Origin of the sequence: Paenibacillus naphthalenovorans (assembly GCF_001465255.1) — a bacterium.
Taxonomy (GTDB): domain Bacteria; phylum Bacillota; class Bacilli; order Paenibacillales; family NBRC-103111; genus Paenibacillus_G; species Paenibacillus_G naphthalenovorans.
In genome coordinates this window covers 1,857,552-1,880,152 of sequence record NZ_CP013652.1, presented here as the reverse complement: position 1 = coordinate 1,880,152, position 22,601 = coordinate 1,857,552, and the positions used below count along the sequence as shown (strand labels likewise).

Sequence of the window (22,601 nt, the reverse complement as noted above, 5' to 3'; positions counted from 1 at the left end):
TATTATACCTTTCCCTTATTCTTCATATTTTTAAATACTTCTTCAACAAAACTTTCGGCTCCTTTTTTATCCCCAATAACTTTATCAATTCTAAAAGTGTAGTCATGATAGACATTATTTCCTGCGGTAACTGCTCTTGGTGACAGAGAAAAATTTGAAAAATCAGGAGTCTTTATCTTATTTATAAGTTTGCTAATAATATCAACAGGTTTGTTTTTTATTACTAACTCTCCTTTTTTTAAAATAGATAATTCTTCATCTGAACCAAGATTGAACATTTTATGAAGTTTTTCTATCAATGGAATACTCTTGCCTCCAACAATACCACCGCTATGATAAAGAGGTAAGCCATTCTTAAACCATGTACCATTTTTATATGTAGCTCCGATTTGTTGTCCCATCCATTGATTCGCTTGTTCAAGTTCTTTCTTGCGAGTCGCGTCTGCACTGTTCCACAACTTAGAGTTTTCTTTCATTTTTTCGATTTTTGGTTTTTCTTCTTCTTTAGGTTGGTAATAAATACTATATAATTGCTTACCATCTTTAACCCATTCCCCATTTGAATCCATTGTAGCCCCGATACTACTACCCAACCTTTGATTTTCCTGTGATAATTTTTGTTGATCTTCATTGTTTGAATTGTACCAATTAATACTATTTTGTTTCATTTGTTCTATTGTTTTGTTAATATCACCCAATTGAGAAGTGAGATTACCAAACTTCAAATTATCCAAATCTTTGAATTTAGAGATAAGTTGATCAACTTTTGAGATCATAGTATCTTGTAGATTTGTTGCCATATTAGAAAAAGTAGTATTAAAAATGGTACTTGTTTCGCCAATTCTTTTTGAAGCATCGTCAATTTTATCAATCAAATTATTTGAAATGCTTTGACCAATAATCTGAGAGTTATTTTGTGTAAAAGTAGCAAACTGTCTCAAATCTGCTTTTACACGATCAAAATATCCTCGCTGTATTTCTTCACGAATCTGTCTGTATTTGCGTTCATCTTGAATTAAATTTTCATAGTATTGATCAGTAACTTCTCTTAAATTATCAAGTCGTTCTTTTTCATTCTCATATGCTTTATCCTCAATTTCTTTTTGAGAATCAATGCTTTTTTGTTTGTCAGCCAATTGTTCCTGAAGTGCCTTTTTTGCTGCCTCTCTAAGATGTTTCTTTTGAAAATCATCAATTTCTTCATTTTTTTCTTGAAGTTGTTTCAATAATTCGGCAGTTTTCGCTTTGTTTTCAAGAGAAGTATCTAGTTTCCGCTTATCAATTTCTTTCTGGATTTCATCTCGCTCTTTAGTAAGTTTAGTAAGTTGTTGCTGATAATCTTCTTCATTTGCTTGTTCATCAAGAGCTTTTAACCTAGCTTGAACAAGTTCATCATATTTCTTCATTTCCTCGTCAAGCATATTAATTTTTCTTTGATGCGATTTTTCTAAAGCTTTTTGCTCATTCTCAATCCCCTTTAGAGCCACTTCTTTTTGTTTTTTATACATTTCTTTATATATATCAACTACATCATCAGACAAAGTATTTAATTGTTCTTTTAAGGATTGATTTGTTGACTTAATTGAAGAGGCAATATCAATTTGAGCGAGAATAGATTGTTTTAATTGTTGGTTTAATTCGTTCCATTGCTGTTGAGTTAGACCAACGGTTTCCATTTGTTTTCGAATAACTTGTTCATGCGCTTCTTCTGCTTTAAGTTTATTTTGAAGAATTTGAATTTGGTTTTGAAGTTCTTCAGCATATTCCCTAGATTCTTCTTTTAATAATCCTATGCGATCTTTAGATATTTCTAATTGGTCATCATATTTTTTTACTTCTTCAACCGATTTATCGATTGTTTGTTTTAATAACTCCCAAGATAACTTAAATATTTCTTTTTCGATCTCTTTTCTTTTCGCAGCATTTGCTTCGCGCATATATTGAATATCTTGCTCATTGTCTTTATGATTTTCTAACATGCGCTTCCAAGCCGCTAATTCACCTTCTAAGTCAAGCATTCCAAACGCTTTACTATTTTCAATCCAAGATTTGGAAAAATTAAATTTAGCGTCTACTACTTTTTCACTCAAACCATCAATAGCATCGGAAATCTTTTGAATTTCTTCAGTATTACCGTTCCATGCTTGTTTAATAGATTGAATCTGACTAAATATTTTTTCATATAAAGATTTTTGATTTTCAAGTTTCTTTATTTGAACCTTTTGGGTGTCAGTTAGATTAAGTCCATCTCCTTCAATTTTTTGTATTGTTTTATCGATATCTTGGATTGTTTTTATAAAAACTTTAGAAGCGGTGGCATCGTCATTAAACCAAGCATCAAATCCTATACCGTCTTTAGCAAACTGATCTGCCAAGGATTGATAAGTTGAGCGAATATTATTAGCAGAAGACGATAGACGAGAATTCGCTGTATTAATGTCGTCGATTTTACTCTTTTGTTCATTTAAAAGTTGATTGGTAAACTCGATTATTTTATTGTAGTTTCCAGTTTTATCAGCAATATTAATTTGGCGCTCAAGAGATTTGATGTTATTATCACGAGCAGATATGACTTGGTTGATATTGTTTATTTCTTCTTTGGTGAAATCGGTTAGTGTGTGTAGGGTTGCCTGTGTATCTTGTTTGTCACGTTCTTTTTTAGGTTTATTCCCGCCATATGTAGCAAGATCAATTGGTTGCGACAACAAGGCAATCACAACCTCTAACTCTTTTTTGCGTTTTTCTGCATCTTTGAGGGCTTTTTCGTCAGCTTCTGTAAGTCCAAACTTTTTACCTTTATATGAATCTGCAAATAAGAAATTATTATCTTCGGTGACACCAGTTGGATTGCCCCATTTAGATGTAAAAGATTCGGATACTAAGAGAGGGTTTATTTTAGTGTAAAAAATCTCATACATCTTTCGTTTAGCTTCAAGAGCATTGTATGTATTATTTACGCTATCTAAAAGCCTCTGCTGTTCAGCTAAGTGAGCTTTACGTTCTTTCTCTGCAACCCATTGAAGAATAGCACCTCTATCTTGAATAATGCCATTATGCTCAGAAAGATAGTCTATAAGTTCAGGGTATTTCTCCATTAGATTCAGTGTTTCATCTAATGATAGTTGTTGACCCTCTTGTAATTTTTGATAAGCTGAAGCAAGTGTATTTATTCTTGAAAAGGTATCGCCTATCTTTTTATATAATTCTTCATGTTTATTTAATGACTCTTGGTTAACATCATTAGAATCTTCCATTGCACCAGAAGCGGCATCAATAGCAGCCTTTTGATTAAACAGTGCTTTAATTCCTGCATCAATAATCTTGTTTACTTGTTCTAATGTAAATCCTGCACTAAGCATAGATCTTCTCTGTGCATTCCAAGAGTCTGCTGATTCTATATTTTTTTTACTAAGTCGAGAAATAAAATCTAGTTGTTCTGGAGACATTAATTTTAATTCATCAAAAGAAAAGATGTTTCCAACATTACCTACTTGATTACGCAATTCAACAATTTTTTGAGAATATTCTTCAGTTTCGCGTTTTAAGTTTTGATATGAATCAATCATTGATTCATTGCTCTTAGTATTTTTAACTGTTTCCATTCCCAGTTTAATTTTCTCTTTTATTGCGTTTTGATCTTCTTTGGTTAAAGCATCAATACTTCCTTTTGTTCTAAGAACAGACTTGTTATACTCTTCAATATCACCAGCTAATTTTAAAAATATTTCCTTATTTTTAAAATCAATTTTACTAATATCGTTCAATAAACCAGTCTTTGCTTTTTCAGATAATGCAAATCCAAGTGTGTCTAGGTATGAACGATTGAGAGCAGCCGACTCAATATTTTGGAAAATTTCCCTTATTTGCTTACGTGCATTTTTGTCAAAATTATCCGTATTAGCTTTATCTCTTTGGTTTTGAAGCTCTTTCAGTCTCTCAGTTTCTAGTTCAATGGCTTCAGCACTTTTTAAATGAGCCTGACCAGTTGCATCAATTCCAGCAGTATAAGAAGGCATAAGGTCATTAAGTTCATTTTGAATTTTCAATAACTCTTCTGTTTGTTCTCTTGTCGGATTAATTATTGATGATAATTCTTTATATCTTTCAGCAAGAAATCTTACTTTATCTTCTTGAGAACTTAACGATTGAATAGATATTTTGTCTTGTTGTTCTTGTTTCTCTTTTACCTGTTGTAACTCTGACCAATTTCTAATTACGCCTTCTAATGCTATTCCTAATGCAACAAAAGCGGCTCCAACAACAGTAGAAGCAACCAAGCCTCTAAGAGCGACTTTTGCTTTCGCTGAAGATACACCTAATGCATCTATACCTTTACCTAAAGTTAACACAGAAATTGTTAGAGTTCTAAAATTTCTGTTTAAACCAGCAGCGGCGACTCCAACTGCCCCGAGAATAATCGGCAGAAAACCAATAGTGCTTACCGCTCCTGAAAAGGTATTTGCTAGAGATGTTAAAGAGCCAACTATAGCAATAATTCCATCGTTAATAACCGCTTCACCTATCGTTAGACTAAACTCTTGCCAAGCTGCCTTTAACTTTTCGATTCTAGCTTGCAAAGATTCCATATATTTGGCGTTTTCACGCATTGCACTATTCTCCGAGTGAAGGGCTGTTTGAGTGGCTTTGTGTGCTTCTGCTCTGTTCTGTACCATAGCAAGAAAACGACTAAGTTGGTATCGTCCGGCCAGCACAACAGCAGTATTTTGTTGTTCCTCTTTTGTTAGGCTATTGAATTTAGACGAGTATTCGTCGATAATTTCCGTTGCACTCTTCATTTCTCCGCTAGCATTTTTTACGTTAATACCGATTGAAGCTAATGCATCTATAGCGGGCTGCATAGTAGTAAGTCGGCTATAGATTGTTTTTAAGGCGTTTCCCGCAATTGCTCCGCTTTCTCTTGTAGCCAACATAATAGAAGTAGCGTCTCCAATTGTCTCTTCCATGGTTACGCCAAATGTCTTGGCTGTGCTCCCTGCCTTCATTAAACTTATGGCTAGGTCTTTTGTAGTAACCGCGAAATTGTTGTCTACCTCGTTTAACGCATCCACGATTCTGATCGATTTACTTGCCTCGATATTAAAAATGGTCATCGCGGCTGTCATGGCATCCATTGCTTCTTTACCTGATAACTCAGATATATTCGTTGCCAATGTTGCAGTTCTTGTGAGCGCTAAAACTTGATCTTCACTGAAACCCTGTCTTGCAAAGCCTATCATAGCCTCATTAACAGTTGTAATTGAGCGACCAAGTTCATTTGCCAATTCAATACTGCCACGAAGCATGTTCTCAAAATTAGTATCCTGATCCATTACTCTTTTCAATTCAACCATCTGAGAGTCTAGTTGTACCACCATGTCTATAGCTGACTGGAGTCCGCGAAACGGTGCATAGAAAGCGGTGGCAGTAACCATCCATATGGGGAATTTCTGGAATGCAGTTGATAGTGCTTCTCTTAAAGAAATACTGTGAGAAGTAGCGGATTTTGCTTGGTTTACATATTCATTCAATCGATGGTTCAATTTATTTAAAACCTGTTCGCCATTTTGGGCAAGGTTTAAAGATTTAGCGTCAACAGCTAAATTATTTAAGTTACTAACAAGATTTTTATCTCCTGAATATCTCCGCTGATATTCCCCTATTTTTAATATAAGATCTTCTTGTTTCTTAATTAAACTATCATATTGTTTCTTTGCCTTATTAACAAAATTCTCAGTATCTCGCTCTTCCTGCAATAGATTTCTTCTAATAGATGCTTGCAAATCGTCATAATCTTTTTTTACTTTATTTACAAAATTCTGATACTCACGTTCTTCCTGAAGAAGATTTGATCTAGTTGCTTTTAATAATTCTTCTTGTGTCTTAGTTTTTTTAACTGCATCAGAAATATCTCTGTTTTTTAATGCTTTACTCCACCAGTCCTCATATGCTTGACGACTTTTTTGAATCTTAGCAATCTCCGCTCTTTCTATTTCTGCATTCTTCTGTATTTGTGCTTGTTGATTTTCATTCCATTGTTTTTCAAAATTTCGCACTCTTTCTTGGCTTTTAATTCGAAATTCAGCCATTTGATTAGCGAGATCATTTAATTCTTTTGCTTCTGCATGAGCGGCATCAATTTCTTTTTTTCTTTGAGATTCTTGCTGTTTAGCAAATTTCTCTTGTGCTTTAATTCGACCATCTGCAATCTGATTTGCAAGTTTTTCGGCATCTGCACGTTCTTTTTCTGCATTATAATTACTTGTGTACCCAATGGTCTTAATTGTTCCATCAGGATTAATATATCTATTTTCAGTTACACTTTGATACTTACTTCCAGTTGTGATTGATTCACCAATTTTTTCTTTTACTCCATTAAATCTTTCTTGTACTCGTAACAGACTTTCTACAGCTTTTGTTTGCTGATTAATGGCTTCTGTTTCATTTTTTATTTTCTGTGTTACATTATTAGTTACACTACTTTGAACATCGGTTACTTGCGCAATTTTCTTTAAGTTGTTGGCAAATTCATCAAGTATTTTTACAAATGATGTGTCAATGTCAACATCTAGTTTAACTTTTATTTTCTGTAAACTTGGATGCTTCGAAATTGCCTGAATGGACTCATTGATGGACTTAACTGATAAACCTTTATTTAAATCAGCCTGTATTAAAATCTTTAGTGTATCTGACACAATAATTCACTCCTTTTCAAAAAATAGAAAAAGAAGCGAACTAAGTTATATCGCTTCTTTAAATCACTATATTTTATTTAAAAATCAAACAAAAAAGTGTGGCATTACGCCACTAATTATGAACCCACAAAAAATAACACTTTGACTACGTAAACAACATTATTATGAAATAAGCATTTTATCTTCTCTTTAACAAAATTAACCATACCTCAAGAATAGAGAGATATGGTCTGTTTTGTTAAAGAATAAAAAAATTAAATTAGAATTATATGGCCAATCCTGTATTGATTCTTAGTGACTTGCTAACTTTGAGTACTACAAGTGTTTTCGCTCCATTTAATGGGATTGTCACTAATATAAGGCTTATAAAGATATGGAGAAGCGGTATATGTGTAAGTCTGTTTAGGTTGAGTTTCAATAAGTTTTTTAAATTCAATCACTTCTTGAGGGGTTCCCTCAACTTCAAATCCATAAATATTGGCTTTCATTAGGTTCACACCTCACTATTATGCAAAATTAAACATATTATTTATCATTTCTTCTGAATGATCTTTCGCATAACCTTGCGTAGTTTTAGGGTCAGAATGATGAAGGAACAATTGAACTTCTTCAAGCTTAAATTTTTTCGGTTTTCCTTCTTCATCTAGGATTCTCAAATCTTCGCCTTGAAGTAAACATTCTGCCCTAGAATGTCGTAAACTGTGAGGGAAAAATTGAATATCTTTTCCTTCAATTTCACTTAGCACCTTAGACATATACACAACACGATCATACAAGACATCATAACCAGCAGGTTTCTTGTTTTCTCCGCTACCAATAATCCACAAAGAATCTATATCATCTTCGCCACGCTGTTTTAAATATTCAGCAATTAATTCTCTTGTATCATTTAAATAAACAAGTGGAAATGTCTTACCTCGTTTACCTACCACAATATTTGTCTTATTTCCATCAAGAAGTCCATGTTTAACTATTTGACTGACTTCATTGCGTCTCCCACCGCTATCAAACATTACCATAAGTAAAACAGCATATTGCAACTTACCGCGATTAATTAGTTCTTGTCTAAGTTTCATTACTTGCTCGAAAGTTAAAAAGAAATCATCTTCATTTGTTCTAACAGGTTCTTTCGGCAAGCCTTTAACTTTCTTTGCAACATTATTATCATAGTCATAATCATCGTCATCTTCACAATATGTAAGAAGGGAACGTACAGCGCTCATAAGTCGGTTTGACCTAGCATTACTTAGTTTTAATTCTTCACTTAACCAAATACTGAAACGTCTAAAATCCTTTTTACCTAAATCAAAAATACATTTATTACCCAATTTACGTTTAATGTAAATTAAAACAATCCTCAAGTCATTCTTATACTGGTCGATTGTGGATTTCTTCATCTTGCGTTGAGTATATTCTTCAAGAAAATCTTCCATAATATTTTTATTTTCTTGATTTACTTCTTTCCATTCTTCTATATTAAAAATTCTGTTGTATACTGTTCCACGTTCTGATTTGCTCACTGAATCACCTTCCTAAATTACATCAAACCCTCTTTTCTTCATACCCCTTTTATATGATTCAATATGTCTACCATTATGTTTCAAGAAATTAATAGTATCTTCGTAGAAATTACGCTCAAATGGTTGAGCACGATAAATTGCAGAATTTACCCAACTATAGCCAATACCTTTAGCTACAATTCTAGCTACATCTCTATCACCATCATGTCTTGTATTAATAATTTGTATTGTATCATTATCAATCACAGTTACTTCCATATTTGCAATATTGGATAGTTCGTGAGTTCTAACGTACTGAGTAGGGGTATATTGTTCATAAGTCACTTCTTCAATTACTTCATGCATTTGCTGTTTAACAGCGTCTGCCACTTCATTTTGTAGCACTTTACTGTTCTCGCTATGAATATATTTAAACAAATCATTCAGATTCGTGAAGTTCTTGTTTGCCATTTTCTTCACCTGCATTATTTTCTGTCGATCTTATTTTGTCTACTTCTTTTTTTAATTCTTGTGTAACAAATTTGAAAGTTTTTTCGATTTCTTCAAATATAGTTTCCAATTCTTTTCCTTCAAAAGAACTGATAATTTTCTCAAGGTATCCTCCGTCTTTTAAATAATCAAGCATTTCCATTATTCCATCATAGCCTTCTGCATCAGTCTCAATAGATGTGAAATGCTTGATTATTAAAGCAGTACCTAAAGCAAGGACAACACCAGAGTCTATTTTTTTATTATCAATCAATGCAGTGTGTACAATATCCATGAATTCTGCTGTAAGTAAATTTCTTCTGGAAGGGCGAAAAACAACATCAATATCAACACTAACCCCATCAAAAATAACCTTTTTCTTATCTTTGAATTTTTGGTTAACCTGTTTTTTTACCAAGTTCATAGAAAGATTTTTTGTAGTTTTACTCATCTAAATCATTCTCCCTTATTTTTTATTTTCTCGGTTTTTTCTTTTGTCTTCATAACTAAAAAAATAATAAAACTACTATCTTAATAGAATAATCTACATTCATATTGAATTCAGACTTTATATATAGAAACTATTTATCATTTTCTTCTTTAATTGGATTTGTTAAAACACTCATAATTTCATTTAATGCTCGATTTTCCTTCAATCCCTCATACTTAACACGATCAAGAAACAAAAAAATATTATTTAATACTGCATCAGAAATCTCAAACTTAGCCATTATAACAACTCCCTATAAAATGAGAATTTTATCATAGTTTTTTAAAAAAATAAGGCAGAGGTTATCTCTGCCTTATTCGGTAGGTTTGGTTATATTTAAATAATTTATTCTATATAATTATTATTACTCGTCCTCATAAATAGTCATGTCATATAATGTATCCACACCGTTGATTTTTACAGGGAACACATCAAATACCAATGATAAAGTAGAAGGGTCTCCTGACGGGGCACTGGTAATCGTAAAGTTAGGTTGCAATTTAGCCCTATAGTATTTTAATTGTGCAGATACTACTTCACCAGAATTTTCATCACTATAAACAGTGTCACCAACCATAAATATATATGGAGGAAATCCTTTTGCTGTAAAAGAAAGTTTGTGAGTGTTAGTTGCATTCCATCTATAATAAACTTGAACTTCATCACCGATATTAGCCGTAGAAGTTGAAGCTAATTGCAATTCTTTGTTGCTAATAGTCTCAACTGTTTGCGATTGTCCCAAGATACCGTTTTTATAGACAAAGACAGCTACATCATCGACTGTTCCCACTGGTATCTTGGACAGATTGATTATTTTGGTTCCTGTTCCACCATTTTCAACCGTAAGAACTTCACTCTTATAAATCTCATTTGCACCAGACACAATATTTTCACCAGCTAAAAGCGCCAAATGTTGCATAGTAAAAATTTGAGTCTCTACAGTAACAATTGTTTCTTTGTCTCCATGCCATGCAATACGTCTTGGATTCCCTCTGCCTCCTCTTGCATATACAGTCTCGGCAGTATTTTCTGTTTGCGAAGAAGTAGCATAATCCATTGTCATAATTGGAGCTTTTGTTAAATAGTTAAAAAGCTGTAAATCCATAACTTCCCTTGAACCATAACGACCTAAATCTAGCATTTATTTGTTCCTCCTTATATTATGTAGAATAAAAAAAATCTCCTTTCGGAGACTTTAATTAAATATGTATCTATAATTTACTTTTAGTAATCCATTCTGGAAGTTTATCGTCTTTGCTAAGGTATCCATTTGCCCACACGCGCAATAATCGAGTGTGTTGTTCTTTAATGTTTAATCTTTCAAAATGCTCATACACTTGATAGATCGTTAATTGTCCAACATTAAACACATTGACTCCATTGCCATCGGCATTACAAAGAATTGAAAGAATATCTTTAAGTCCTAACGAATCATCAGTAGTATTCTTTTTATATTTTACCCTTAGCTTTTCTCTTTTTTCATACAATTCTTTTGCTTTTTTATTTTTAAATTTAACAGACTTATTTTTTTCTTCAACTATCCCATTTAGCTCTGATATTACATTTGACACTTCAACATAATTCTCTTTATCAATAATGACTTGATTGTTGGCGACATATGCAAACAATATACTATCGAATTCAACATTTTCTCTTGTAAAAAAACATAAAGCATTTTTTAATACATCTCTGATTGCTGGAATAGATACAAATAATTCATAAGCATCTTCATTTTCAATTTCCTCATAATTTTCACTGGATAAATTGAATAAATTCTTAAATACCACTTCTTTATTGAATGTTGCAACAGCCAAATAAATGTTATATTGAATTTCTCCAATATCGTCAATTGCATCGATAGTAGGAGAATAAATATTAACATTTTTTATTTTTACGGGTCTTTTTCCAAGAAAATAACGTAAGCGATTATTCAAATAAATCACCTATCCAAAATCAACAGGACGATAATGCAGGTATGCTCCCATATATTGTTCATTAATTGTAATTTCTTTTGCGCCCATAAATTCCAGAGTGCCGATACCGACACCTCTTTTACCTTCAAACAAATCATCGATTTCAGAAATCAGATAGTCTGTTCTTAAAAATCCATAATCAGTTCTAAATAAATCTTTATGTGTTATTACATTAATAAAGATATTTCCTGCTTTAAATTTAATGCTTCCTGCTTTACGATAATCCGTTATAGATATTGTTATATATGTTTTTGCAACACTGAGATTATCAGCATTTTCTGGGATATAATTGTAAGGATAGATATTCTCATATAATAATTGTTCGGGTGCAACGTCAGGCTTCTCAAGAAAACTTCTATCTTGATAAAATACAGCCTTACATATATTTTGGTTTCCAACCAATCTTTCTATGATTGTATTTTTATACTTGGTTAATTCCTTAAGTCTAGACATTTACTCACCTCACAATTATTTTTAATTTACAATATAATCCCTTTCAATATGAAATATTAGATTGCCTCCAAAAGCTGTCGCGCGTGTGTCATCTAATGTAGTGATCACATTCATTAATGCAGTAAGTGGCATTGGAGTAGTACGATGAATTTCTTCACCCATGCTATTACGTGCAATCGCAATATAATTGTTTCCATTTGGGGTTAAGTTACCTTGTTCATAAGTTACACTAGCACAAGATAGTGCAGATATTGCACTTGTTTTGTCTGTATGCAAACTCTTATTAAATGCAACTTTTAACTTATTATCAGTCCCAACAGAAAACGCATATCCATACCCTTCTTCAATTGGTATATCCAAATCAGACTCAACAATTTCTATTGCAGGAGTAGAAGCCTTAAGAATAACATCGCCATCTAATCCACTGCTATGGAGTTTTGATTTAGGTAGTACATCATAGACAAGCCAATTATTCACTTCACCTTGAACAAAGCTCTCTACGCGCAACTCACCAAGCCTTACTATAGCTTCTGCCATTTTACACCATCCGTTTCTTATGTATATGATTTTATGTAGATTCTTTTGTGTCCTGAAATCAATCCATTCATACTGTTAACATGAAGTCTAATATAACCTGTTTTATTGCCAGCTAATATAACACATTCATTACTAACCTGAGAGGAGAGGGTTGCCAAATTCGTAGGAGAAAATCCATCGTCTGCAGTTATATAGAATGTGGCTTGCTCATCAATCACATGTCCGTTATTTTTGAATATCGGAGTATATTTAGACGATTTGTTATAATAGATAGAGTCATTTCCTTCCAAATCAACTGTATAATTATTGTACTGAATATCCCGAACAAAAATTACTATAGACGATGTAATACCCTTGTACTCAGCAGTTATGAGTGTACTTCCAATTGAAACAGGAGTAAAGAGTCCAGAATTATCAATAATTCCCACATTCGGATTATCTGATACAAATGTTATTTCATTGATGTTTACAGGAGTATTATTTTTTAATGCCTCAACACTTAGTTGTAAGGTTTGATTTAATTCAACAGAAATGTTGTTATCATTTAAAATTTTCAGACTATAATTACTTTCACGATAATCAGCAATTCCTAGATCCTCATTATCTGTAGCAGGATTAAATAAGTCATCTTGCATATTAAGATTCACAATTCCATCGTCACTAATAGCATCAAAATCAATCACTTTAAACACACTTCCACCAAACATAAATCTCATATGCCTTTTAAATTTAACAGTGTGCTCATTCCTTTGAACTATAACTTGTCTTCTGCCATTTGGAAGCATCATCAGTTTATCACTGCTAATCCCAAAATTTGATCGACTATTTGAAAAAAAGATACAAGGAAATATTTGTATATTTCCATTATCATCTATCCATTTAAGTTCAGCATTACACTCCTGCATTATACTTAAATCATATCCATCTTCTCTTATTTCAATAGTCTTCAAAAATAAATATGTTTTTCTTGCTTCATTATTAAATGCAAATTCTACAATGTCGCCAGCTCTAATATTGTCTTCATGTTTAGTTATAACTTCTCTGTAAAATACAAGCTGAATATTACTCAATGCTGATTTTTTTGGTAGATTCCCATAATCAACAATGCATTTGTATTCTAATCCATTTTTAATAATAGTGTTTGCTCTGTCAGAATGAATAATGATATCTAAATGAGAAATTGTCGAATGATATTGATTGCTGTAACGTTCTGCTAATTTTTGTAGAGTTTTATTTTGGTATGTGCCATTTTCTACATATTTTTTATATTTATTAATATTCGAAATGTTCATGACGAACCACTACCGTAGATACTTTTATAATTCCAAGTAATTCTATCTCTACTTAAGTAATTTTGAATGGCATCCACGGATGAGTTTTCTAGATCGCTTATCATATTTAAAACAGTTCTTCGTTCATTTGATGGGCTAAACACATTTAATTCGCTACTACGAAAAGTCAATTCAAAGGCAGTTACTTTGTTTTTTTGCTCTTCAAAGTACGAAAAATACATTAAATCAGAAAGCAGATCAATCTCTTGATTTACTAAATCAACATTAAACTCCTGCAATTCATCATTTCTATCATATAAGTTGATGTCTGGATTACCAAACTTATAAATGAATGAAACAGACCTATCCAATAGACTGTTTAAGTGGTCATTAATCATTTCTTCGACTTCTTCATCTGTCAAATTCTTATAATTAAAAAAATTTTCATCATTTTTAAGTTTCTTTATAAATTTTTTAAAAATTAACTCATATGAAGTTGCCAAATAATATCACCTACCCGTTCTTAGGTGGTCTTCCTGCTTGCTTTTTACTTTGAGTATCGTAGGACACTTGATTATTTTGGGTTAATTCTTCAACTTTTTTAAGCAATTTCTCTATGGCAGCTTGAGATTGAATAATTACTTCATTCTTTGCTTTAATTTCTGCTTCTTTTTCTTTCTCAAGTGTAGCAACTTTTTCCATTAGCTCATTTAAAGTATTTTGAAGTTTGTTTTCCTCATTAACTTTTTTCTCTGCTTCTAGAATTTTATTAATTTCGCTATCTGGATTCCGTTTTCCTCCGCTGATCAACTCATTTCCTCTTTCAATCACAGATGCAGAAATACGGTGTGGAGGAATCTTACCTGCTCTTTCTAAAATAAAAAGCATGGATTTCATTCTTGAAATCAAAGTTACTGATCTAAGATTACTAATACGTTTTACATTTTCAATAGTATCCGTCATAAGAAATTCAGCTAATTGTTTATCTGTCATTATATTTTCACGATCTTCAATTCCTAACTTTTGATATACTTCATCTTCTTCATCAGGATGGAAGCGAATCCTTCCTACTTTAAATAGATCGGACTTGGAATTTTCAGCTTCAATATCATCAAAAGCAACTCTTTCTACAACGAATTCCTCTTCTTCATCTCGTCCACGGAGAAATACTCCTTGTTGACTATGTTGACTTGGAAACCCAACTGGCGATAATTCATAGTTGTAGACTCTAATCTTTCCATTTAGTAAATCTATACTCATTCTAATCTCTCCCATTATTATTTTTAAATATTAAAGACGCTTCATCTAAAAGAATCAGCGTCTTTAATATTTCTCGTTTAATTAAGAAAATGTGATGCGTGCAATTTTGTCAAGATAGTAAATTACATAATCAAAATCATATCCTGTAAACTTCAACTCTACCTTCTCAGCGTTGTTATCGTAAGTTTCATACAAACGCATTTCACCGCGAATTTGAGCATCACCAATAATACCAGCAATACCGAAGATACGTTTATCAGGAACGAGAGTATTACCTTTTGCAGTTTTCTTGGCGGTTGGAATGGAAGACAGTTTTACACCATCAAACATTGCTAAACGTCCTACACGATTTAGTTCATTTTTCAAGTCGTCGCTCAAATACGATTCATATCCATTAAGACGTGCAAATCCATCAATATACTTCGAAAGACCAACCATAAATGGATTCCCCTCGGACATGTCACGCAAATAACGTGCCAGTGTTTCTGCGTTGGCTTGAGTTAGAGCAGAACCAGAATCAATGTCTTGCTCACCAGTCAAAGCGTCAAGAGCACCATCCACACCAGCAAACAAGCGATAAAACATTTCTTGTTCAAATGCTTCGCGAGTGAGTTCAGTCATTTTAGCAATCGATTTCCAACCATTACGACGAAGATCCGAATAATTCAATTCAGTTTCAACTTGCAGAGAAGTTTTAACCGGTTGAAAAACACCGGGATCGACATAAGATTTAGGTACATTACCACCACGCACGGCATCATACACTTTAATTGTATTTTTAGGTAGGCCAGTATACATGGCTTCATCAAATTCACCAATAGAACCCATATTAAAGATACTGGAGAGAATACTAGTTTCAGGCTGGAACACGAGTGGCTCTACTGTACGTTTAATAAGTTCACTAATAACAAAATTGTTATCATAGCTTTTACCAGAAGTACCAATCTCTTTTGCAAAAGTATCAAGCACTTCAATCATTTCCTTGTCACTTGCATCTAGTGTGTTTGTTTTTGCTCTTTCAGATAGTTCAATAATATTTGTTTCTTTAATTGCAGAAGCGATTTCGGTTGTAAATAATTTACTCATTATATATATTTCCTCCTTGAATTAACTTAATTTATTAGGCTACTGTGAAAGGGTTTACTACTTCAAATTGATATAGTGTGTGACCTGCATCATCATAAGTACCAACATACTTTAACGTAGATACTTTTGTGGCAACAGCCTTGATAAGCTTACCTTTGTTTGCAGCAGTTCCTGCAACCGCATAATCACCAACAGAAAAAGTACCAGAAACTTGATCGGTTGCCCATTGTGTTCCAACAATAGGTTTCACAAGTACCCCAAGCTCATTTGCTTTTACGGTATCCAGAGAGCTATCATATTGGCTAATTTCTACATCACTAAGATGTCCTTGTGGTTGATTATCCTTATCTAAAAAATAGATTTGTACACCCTCACCATCTGCTGGTTCAGCCTTTCCTGTACTCAAATTTTTTGTTACTACAGAACCACGCTTCAAGTCAGCACTTACCTTATAAATTTCTGTAACTTTGGAACCAGTAATAATATTTCTAAGCATTTTAAAATCCACTCCTTGATTAATTATTATTTATTTTTGAAATTGTTTTAATAATATAAAAATATTATTTTACTTTTGACCAATCAGACTTTTGATAATATCAGTGGCACTAACTAAAATTTTGTCACCATCACCATTATTTAGATCAGTCTTAGGTTTAACATTATTATGTTTTTCACTTGTTTCTAAGTCTGTAGATTCATTATTTAAGTCTTTTTGAGAATTCTTACTTGCTTTATACTTTTCAATTGCACGTCTACCTTTAATGATCTCAATCTTTTCTTGAGATGCTTCAAAAGTTTCAAGTGTCAATTCAGCAAAGATTTGTGCTAATTTTTCATCAGAATCTAGTTCATCTTCACTAATTAGACTATCTTCCAAAGCAAATGTTCTTAATTCTACTTTCTTTTCAGCAAGTTCCCTTTCTTTTTCTGCCTGTTCCATTTGTTCAACTTTTTCTTTAAATGGTTCAAGCTCGGCAATTTTCGCCTCTAAATCTTCTTTCTCTTTAGATACTTCAGTGAGCAGTTTACCTGCTTCAGCAATTTGCTTTTCAGCCTCATCGATTTTTCCTTGCAGTTCCGATACCTGCGATTCTAATTCTGAAACTGGAACAAATTTCATTTTTACTTCTTCTTGAGAAGTGATACTTACAGTGTCATCGCTATTAACTGTATAGGTGAATCTCACAAAATCTTCTTGGGACTCACGATCCCAGTAATAGCCAATAGCTGTGTAATTGTATGGATAAATAATTGACAAATAATAATATTTATCACTATTAGCGTTATTGATTGCACGCCTTACTTTCGTCCATAAATCTTCATGTGTTACATCGGACGTTTGAATTTTATCTTCTTTCCCCATTTGTTCTTGTCCTCCTTTGTCTGTTCTAATATTATCTTTTATACTTACATCGTCTTCTTTATCTTCGCTATAATCCCCCTTAGATAATGACAACATATCTTGTGACAATGCCTCAAAGAACTCATTGTCTTGCTCTAAACTTGCAACGTCAATAACTCCACTGGATTTATAAGCTGGTTGAACATTCTCTCCTAAAACAGCATGCCCAATGAATTCTCCTGAATCAATAACCTTGATATTTTTATTTTTAATTTTTTCCTTATGTGATTCATGGACATTAATTTCCCATGAAGTTTTCAGACCTTTTTTGCTTTCAACTCTATTCTTGAATACTTTATAGGCTTTCTTAAATCGTTTCCATATTTTAGCATTAGCTGTAATGTACTCAATATCATCAATGGTCTCGATTTGCACACTATAAAAAGAACCAAATGCTTGTGTATCAAATTCGATGGTCTTAATTTTATTTCCATCTTCATCTATTTCTTCAACAATTTTTGCATTATGCCCAGAAAAATCTTCTTTTCCGTCATAGCGAGTAATAACTTTACCTACCACTGGTTTATTGAGTAATGTATCTAACCAATTTTCAATTGTATTTCTGTTAAGAGAAATATTATTTCCATTTGGCTTAAAATCACAAATAATAAACTTTGCATCAACAGAGTCACTATTATTTTCTTCACTAAGTATAACGGTATAACTACTTGTTAATTTTATTGTTTCTAGATCCATCTTTATCCATATTCACCCCCTTTGACTAATTAACTAATTATCCAAATTCGATATTTAATTCTTCCAAGATATTACTAATTTCTGTATTCGATGTAGAGCTTATTTTTTCATTACTCAGCACAACTTCATTTGAATTTAATGAGACTATTAAAACTTCATTGCAACAAGGACATATTACTTTTTGATTATTTTTCATTAATTATTACCTCTCATTTTCCTTGTTGTATAAGCTATCATACTCTTGTCTACTTTTATCTTTATTACTTTCAGGTCTACCTGAATGATTATTTTCTGAGTCAGCAACGGTATAAGCATTAACTCTTGGATAAAATATCAAATCTGCATTTTCATCATTTTCTTTTTTCCTTCTCATATATTCTGTTTCATAGTCCTTACCAAGAATTTCAAATGTAGTTTTATAACTTGCTCCCAATTTATCAAACACAAAAGTCGCCAAGGAAACCTTTAATTCCTGCTCTAATAATTCTGAATCAATAACTTTAATTTTTGGAGTAAACTTTTCATCGATTCCATGATCAATAAGAAGTCCCTTATACCATTTTTGGAGAATTCTTTCCAGTTGACTACCGATTCGATTTATTACTTTCATTAATTCAGTGAGATTAATTTTTGCACTACCAAAAGAACCTTTATCAGCACTTAAATAAGCAATACCAACACTGGTCATAATTTCTTCCCTAAAACTTCTCTTAATTTGAACGTTTGTTTGTTCGAGTTTAGGTTCAATAAATTCAATCTTCTCAGTCCAAGGCAAACCTGTATATACAGATACACCATTAGCACTTAGTGCTTGCATTAAATCAGTATGTGCTTTAGCCTGAGCACTACTCCATGTTATATTCGGCATGTCTTTTGACTGAGTAATTAATTCTTTAACTAATTTTTGAAATATGATTTTTTTTCCGCGCACAAGAGTATTTTTATCATCTGATAATTCAATATTTTCTAAACGAACTACTGATTTCAGAGCTTTAAAAATCGGAGAAAGCCCATATTTTCTTTTGAGATTGTTAATTCTGATCAATCCTGAATTTTCAATCTTCAAAACTGCATACTGTTCTTTATTTTTAAAAGCTTTGTAAACTTCCTCGGGATATGTATCTCTAATTTCTTCATCCATATTTGCATAGAACAGGGCTTTATTTTTTCTATTTTTACTATAAATTTTTCTTAGTCTTGACTCTAGTTCTTTTATGTTGATTAAAACATATGGTTCACCATTTACTTCATAGTCAGCAACTTCACATATTCCTAATGGGTAAAAATCCACCTGATAATTATTTCTATCTATGTCTTTTCTTAAATAAATTGCATAATTACCTTCAAGATAAGTCATAGGGATAGCCTCAATAATTAAACGTTCTATATTAATCTTTTCATTAAAATCTCTTATTAATTTGTCTACAAATTCAACTATCTCTTTTTCTTCTTCTGTATATTTTGGATGTGCAATTGTCCATTCAGAATTTACGTTTGTTTCAATTGCTTCATACACTTTCCCTAAAATATCATTTTTATTAACAAAATACCTTACAATATTATTAATTTGTATAATATTGGACAAATTAGTTTGTGCATTTAAAGCAAGTCTGTCAATATCTTCAATTTTAAAATTGGTTACATTACCAGCATTCTCATTAAAATAAGTAGAATGAAAATTAGATTTATTTGCATACTCAAACATTGCTTGTTCAAGTGCTTTTTTTTCATTATTGTAAGTTGTTATTAAAAATGTATCTTGATCTATTTGACTTAAAATTTTATCAGGCAAATACTTTTCACCTCTCTTTCGTATATATTACAGTTTTATAGTCTGATATTCAAAGAAGAAACCTGAGTTGGAAGTTTAGATAAATCAACTTCATCTCTTTTTGATTCCAATTCTTTTTCTTTTATGCTAATAAAGTAGTTTCCATAAGCTAAAGAAGCATAACGATCCTTTCTTTTCCCAGACTGTTCTTTTAGTTTTACAAATTTTGGATGTTCTATCCTCTCAAGAAGAACCATTTCATTTTCCAATAACACAGTTTGAAGATATGGATTTAATAATTCAATCTGCTCTTCCACACTAAGTTTATTAAACCAAGGTTCGCTTGTAAAATACTCTCTAATATCATTTCTTGAAACTAAAAAATTAATTCTTTTATTTATAATTTTGTCTTTTAAATCTAGTGCAATATCATGGTTAAATTCTTCTGAAGGAGAAACAGTATATATTTTTTCTTCGTATTCATCTTCTGTATGAAAAGCTGATAATTTTATATCATCTTTTTCATTCATTGAATAAAATGGCATATATTCCTTTTTTCTTTCTTCATCATACTGTTTTCTGCATAGATAACCATATACACTTATACCATTACCCTGTCTATCTAATACAATATAATCACACTCAAAGTCTTCAAATAGTCTTCTTATAATAAAAGACTGTGTTTCAGGATGAAGTCCTTGATGCGATTCAATATTCAATATTTCTCTTTTATATCTTGTACCATTTTTATTTTTTTTAGCTGAGATTAAAGTGAAAACAGAGGAGTCATTAGCGTCTCCACCTAATAGTGCAATGTCACAACTGAGTACGCGTATTTCATTCTCTTCTTTCTTACGTATCATGTTTTTATTTTTAATAAGAAATTGCACTTCTTTTTTGTATACAGGAAATTGCAATACTTTTACTTCTTGTATCTCTTCGGTTTTGAAATATGCTTTTTCGCTTTCTCCAAAGAATAGGCAGTCCATTTCCATGAGCCACCCAATCTCGTCTAGATCATCTTCTGATAATTCATCAAGTAACTGTTCTCTGTTAGTCAAATTTTCCTTGATAGCTATTTGATAAGGTAGACCACAAATAAAATATTTCTTACCTTCTAACATGGCTTTAATAAATACTTTATATCTCTCATATGACCAGTTAAATTTGTAGTAGCAAGATGTTAGAAAAATCTCTTTATTTCTTTCTAAATATTCTTGTTTATTTTTATATTCTGGTTTTTCCAAAAATCCGGGTTGCCTTGAAGCTGCCAAAAACCTTCTAAGCACATTCTTGTATATTTTGGGGTCAATCATTCGAAACTCATCAAGTATTAAAATGTTTGCTCTTGCAGATCTAGCTCCCTGTGTTGAGGCAACTACTTTTATCCAAGAACCATTTAGAAACTCAACATTAGGATCATCGGTATTCATTGAAGTTCTAATCGAACCTTTAATTTCACGTTTCAACATCCCTGTTTTTGATTGATTAATCAACTCTGGAATTTTTTCAGTAACAATCTTCATGCCTTGTGATTTTTGTCCGGCAGCAATTACAACCTTAGTTCCCGGAAAGAGTATGCACATTATTACGCAAAAAAGGGCTGTTAAATAACTCTTACCTAAGCCCCTACTGGCAAAGAATGCTGTGTAATTGTATACAATCATGCAATATAGCAATATTTTTTGAAAAGGTTTAAGAGATAGTCCTAAATATTCTTCAGCAAAAATATCGGGTCTAGAACGGTAAAATGCTGCCCACTCTGCAATACCATTCATTAATTTCTGAGATTTAGTTAGATTATCTGATCCTTTATTAAAATTCCTTCCTTTGTCAAATACACCCACAGCCTTTGTTTGTTTATTCCGTTTAACCTGAAAATGAGGATAACTAGCCATTTCTAATCATCCTCATACTCATCATTTTTATTTAATTCATTAAAGTCGATAGTGTATTCAGACAAAGCTTTATCATATTTTTCAGTCATTTCATTATTTAAACCTTCCATTTTTGCTAAATGACCAATCATAAACGTGTCAATATAATTTTTCATTTCATCATCCAAACCTTTTGGAATAGGTCTATCATTTTCCCATTTCTTAACTAGGACTCCAAATGATAATTGATCATTTGCATCTGCTCCAGTTGCTTGAATTGGTTTCATTTTTGCATCATTCATAAGGTCACTTCTAGTTTTAATTAAATTACCAATTTCTTTACTACCTTTTTTGTTTTGTCTTAACTTTTCTATATCTAAATTGATAAAACATATATCACGCATAATCATTTCCATTCCATAGTCTGGACACTCAAAGCTAGACATTAATTTAATTTTTTCTTCTTCCAAATACCGATAATCTTCGTCGGAGTATCCTCTTCCCCAATATTCTATTAATTCTGATAAATCATCTTCATGAAGTGTAATTTCATCAAAAGAATTATTATCGGTATCTGATATACTATTACTATTTAAAAATATACTATCCTTAAATGTTAATTCTTTATACTGCTTCATTGAAGATAAAGTAGGAATATATCTTTGCCATTCTTCTCCACGCTGTTTCCATAAGTCAGCTAAGAATGGCTTATCTAGAAGTGCTAACATAGAATAAACTCTATGTAAGTATCCTTCCGAACCTTTTTCACCAATATAGCTATTAGTACATTCCTTGCATACTTCGAATTTATCCCAATTAAATAATGGATGCCCATTCATATAATAATTAACCGATGTGGATGCCTTTAATTTTCCACAATTTTGACATTTAATTTTTTCTACGGTATCTTTTTCGTCTTTTTTTCGTACGACCATAACTTCACCTTCTCCCATTTTTTTATTTAAGATTCGGTGGACAGGAACTCTCAGGGAGAATCAAGCCCACCATTACACATCCTTCAAGCAGAATGCTTCCACCGAAAATTGCTTGCACATAAGTGCAAACAAAAAGACACCTCAATTCTTACTGAGATGTCCTATCTTTG

Annotated in this window: 19 protein-coding genes; all 19 read right to left on the bottom strand. The window is 32.0% G+C overall.

The features are described from left to right. Positions 1–2: 2 nt before the first annotated feature. Positions 3–6,692: a phage tail tape measure protein gene (locus tag IJ22_RS09385; RefSeq protein ID WP_062408619.1), complete on the bottom strand. Its 6,690-nt coding sequence runs from the start codon at positions 6,690–6,692 to the stop codon at positions 3–5. Positions 6,693–6,994: 302 nt separating this feature from the next. Further along, positions 6,995–7,180 carry a hypothetical protein gene (locus tag IJ22_RS09380; RefSeq protein WP_062408618.1) on the bottom strand — a complete coding sequence of 62 codons (186 nt, stop codon included), beginning with the start codon at positions 7,178–7,180 and terminating at the stop codon, positions 6,995–6,997. An 18-nt stretch (positions 7,181–7,198) separates the two neighbouring features. Further along, positions 7,199–8,212: a tyrosine-type recombinase/integrase gene (locus tag IJ22_RS09375; RefSeq protein ID WP_062408617.1), complete on the bottom strand. Its 1,014-nt coding sequence runs from the start codon at positions 8,210–8,212 to the stop codon at positions 7,199–7,201. Positions 8,213–8,224: 12 nt separating this feature from the next. Continuing rightward, positions 8,225–8,662 (bottom strand): hypothetical protein, encoded by a 438-nt coding sequence (locus IJ22_RS09370; protein WP_062408616.1) that lies wholly within the window; start codon positions 8,660–8,662, stop codon positions 8,225–8,227. Then, positions 8,631–9,131, bottom strand: a complete 501-nt coding sequence (locus tag IJ22_RS09365) for a hypothetical protein (protein ID WP_062408615.1) — start codon at positions 9,129–9,131, stop codon at positions 8,631–8,633. Before IJ22_RS09365 ends, IJ22_RS09370 begins: the two co-directional genes overlap by 32 nt. Before the next feature lie 130 nt (positions 9,132–9,261). Continuing rightward, positions 9,262–9,411: a hypothetical protein gene (locus IJ22_RS26530; protein WP_201023609.1), complete on the bottom strand. Its 150-nt coding sequence runs from the start codon at positions 9,409–9,411 to the stop codon at positions 9,262–9,264. Between the two features lie 123 nt (positions 9,412–9,534). Next, positions 9,535–10,311, bottom strand: a complete 777-nt coding sequence (locus tag IJ22_RS09360; protein WP_062408614.1) for a hypothetical protein — start codon at positions 10,309–10,311, stop codon at positions 9,535–9,537. A 70-nt stretch (positions 10,312–10,381) separates the two neighbouring features. Beyond that, the gene (locus tag IJ22_RS09355; protein ID WP_235594291.1) at positions 10,382–11,113 is read right to left on the bottom strand and encodes a hypothetical protein; all 732 of its coding nucleotides are present in this window, start codon (positions 11,111–11,113) and stop codon (positions 10,382–10,384) included. After that, positions 11,114–11,596 carry a hypothetical protein gene (locus IJ22_RS09350; RefSeq protein WP_062408612.1) on the bottom strand — a complete coding sequence of 161 codons (483 nt, stop codon included), beginning with the start codon at positions 11,594–11,596 and terminating at the stop codon, positions 11,114–11,116. Positions 11,597–11,617: 21 nt separating this feature from the next. Then, the gene (locus tag IJ22_RS09345) at positions 11,618–12,133 is read right to left on the bottom strand and encodes a hypothetical protein (protein ID WP_062408611.1); all 516 of its coding nucleotides are present in this window, start codon (positions 12,131–12,133) and stop codon (positions 11,618–11,620) included. A 17-nt stretch (positions 12,134–12,150) separates the two neighbouring features. Then, positions 12,151–13,425, bottom strand: coding sequence for a hypothetical protein (locus IJ22_RS09340; RefSeq protein WP_062408610.1), 1,275 nt, complete (start codon positions 13,423–13,425; stop codon positions 12,151–12,153). Continuing rightward, entirely contained in the window at positions 13,422–13,907 is a 486-nt protein-coding gene (locus IJ22_RS09335) for a hypothetical protein (protein ID WP_062408609.1), read from the bottom strand. Before IJ22_RS09335 ends, IJ22_RS09340 begins: the two co-directional genes overlap by 4 nt. A gap of 10 nt (positions 13,908–13,917) precedes the next feature. Further along, entirely contained in the window at positions 13,918–14,664 is a 747-nt protein-coding gene (locus IJ22_RS09330) for a coiled-coil domain-containing protein (protein WP_062408608.1), read from the bottom strand. 81 nt (positions 14,665–14,745) lie between these two features. Further along, positions 14,746–15,750, bottom strand: coding sequence for a hypothetical protein (locus IJ22_RS09325; RefSeq protein ID WP_062408607.1), 1,005 nt, complete (start codon positions 15,748–15,750; stop codon positions 14,746–14,748). Positions 15,751–15,784: 34 nt separating this feature from the next. Next, positions 15,785–16,246, bottom strand: coding sequence for a hypothetical protein (locus tag IJ22_RS09320; protein WP_062408606.1), 462 nt, complete (start codon positions 16,244–16,246; stop codon positions 15,785–15,787). 69 nt (positions 16,247–16,315) lie between these two features. Further along, positions 16,316–17,848, bottom strand: coding sequence for a hypothetical protein (locus IJ22_RS09315; protein ID WP_062408605.1), 1,533 nt, complete (start codon positions 17,846–17,848; stop codon positions 16,316–16,318). A gap of 202 nt (positions 17,849–18,050) precedes the next feature. After that, the gene (locus IJ22_RS09310; RefSeq protein ID WP_062408604.1) at positions 18,051–19,640 is read right to left on the bottom strand and encodes a hypothetical protein; all 1,590 of its coding nucleotides are present in this window, start codon (positions 19,638–19,640) and stop codon (positions 18,051–18,053) included. A gap of 35 nt (positions 19,641–19,675) precedes the next feature. Continuing rightward, positions 19,676–21,517 (bottom strand): terminase large subunit domain-containing protein, encoded by a 1,842-nt coding sequence (locus IJ22_RS09305; protein WP_062408603.1) that lies wholly within the window; start codon positions 21,515–21,517, stop codon positions 19,676–19,678. 2 nt (positions 21,518–21,519) lie between these two features. Further along, complete coding sequence (locus IJ22_RS09300) at positions 21,520–22,431, bottom strand: hypothetical protein (RefSeq protein ID WP_062408602.1); 912 nt, start codon at positions 22,429–22,431, stop codon at positions 21,520–21,522. Positions 22,432–22,601: the final 170 nt, after the last annotated feature.

Bases quoted from the DNA above. Each gene is read 5' to 3' on its own strand.
- IJ22_RS09320 (WP_062408606.1), bottom strand. From the start codon at position 16,246: ATGCTTAGAAATATTATTACTGGTTCCAAAGTTACAGAAATTTATAAG.
- IJ22_RS09305 (WP_062408603.1), bottom strand. From the start codon at position 21,517: ATGGCTAGTTATCCTCATTTTCAGGTTAAACGGAATAAACAAACAAAG.
- IJ22_RS09325 (WP_062408607.1), bottom strand. From the start codon at position 15,750: ATGAGTAAATTATTTACAACCGAAATCGCTTCTGCAATTAAAGAAACA.
- IJ22_RS09370 (WP_062408616.1), bottom strand. From the start codon at position 8,662: ATGGCAAACAAGAACTTCACGAATCTGAATGATTTGTTTAAATATATT.
- IJ22_RS09315 (WP_062408605.1), bottom strand. From the start codon at position 17,848: ATGGATCTAGAAACAATAAAATTAACAAGTAGTTATACCGTTATACTT.
- IJ22_RS09360 (WP_062408614.1), bottom strand. From the start codon at position 10,311: ATGCTAGATTTAGGTCGTTATGGTTCAAGGGAAGTTATGGATTTACAG.
- IJ22_RS09300 (WP_062408602.1), bottom strand. From the start codon at position 22,431: ATGGTCGTACGAAAAAAAGACGAAAAAGATACCGTAGAAAAAATTAAA.
- IJ22_RS09350 (WP_062408612.1), bottom strand. From the start codon at position 11,596: ATGTCTAGACTTAAGGAATTAACCAAGTATAAAAATACAATCATAGAA.
- IJ22_RS09330 (WP_062408608.1), bottom strand. From the start codon at position 14,664: ATGAGTATAGATTTACTAAATGGAAAGATTAGAGTCTACAACTATGAA.
- IJ22_RS09340 (WP_062408610.1), bottom strand. From the start codon at position 13,425: ATGAACATTTCGAATATTAATAAATATAAAAAATATGTAGAAAATGGC.
- IJ22_RS26530 (WP_201023609.1), bottom strand. From the start codon at position 9,411: ATGGCTAAGTTTGAGATTTCTGATGCAGTATTAAATAATATTTTTTTG.
- IJ22_RS09365 (WP_062408615.1), bottom strand. From the start codon at position 9,131: ATGAGTAAAACTACAAAAAATCTTTCTATGAACTTGGTAAAAAAACAG.
- IJ22_RS09345 (WP_062408611.1), bottom strand. From the start codon at position 12,133: ATGGCAGAAGCTATAGTAAGGCTTGGTGAGTTGCGCGTAGAGAGCTTT.
- IJ22_RS09380 (WP_062408618.1), bottom strand. From the start codon at position 7,180: ATGAAAGCCAATATTTATGGATTTGAAGTTGAGGGAACCCCTCAAGAA.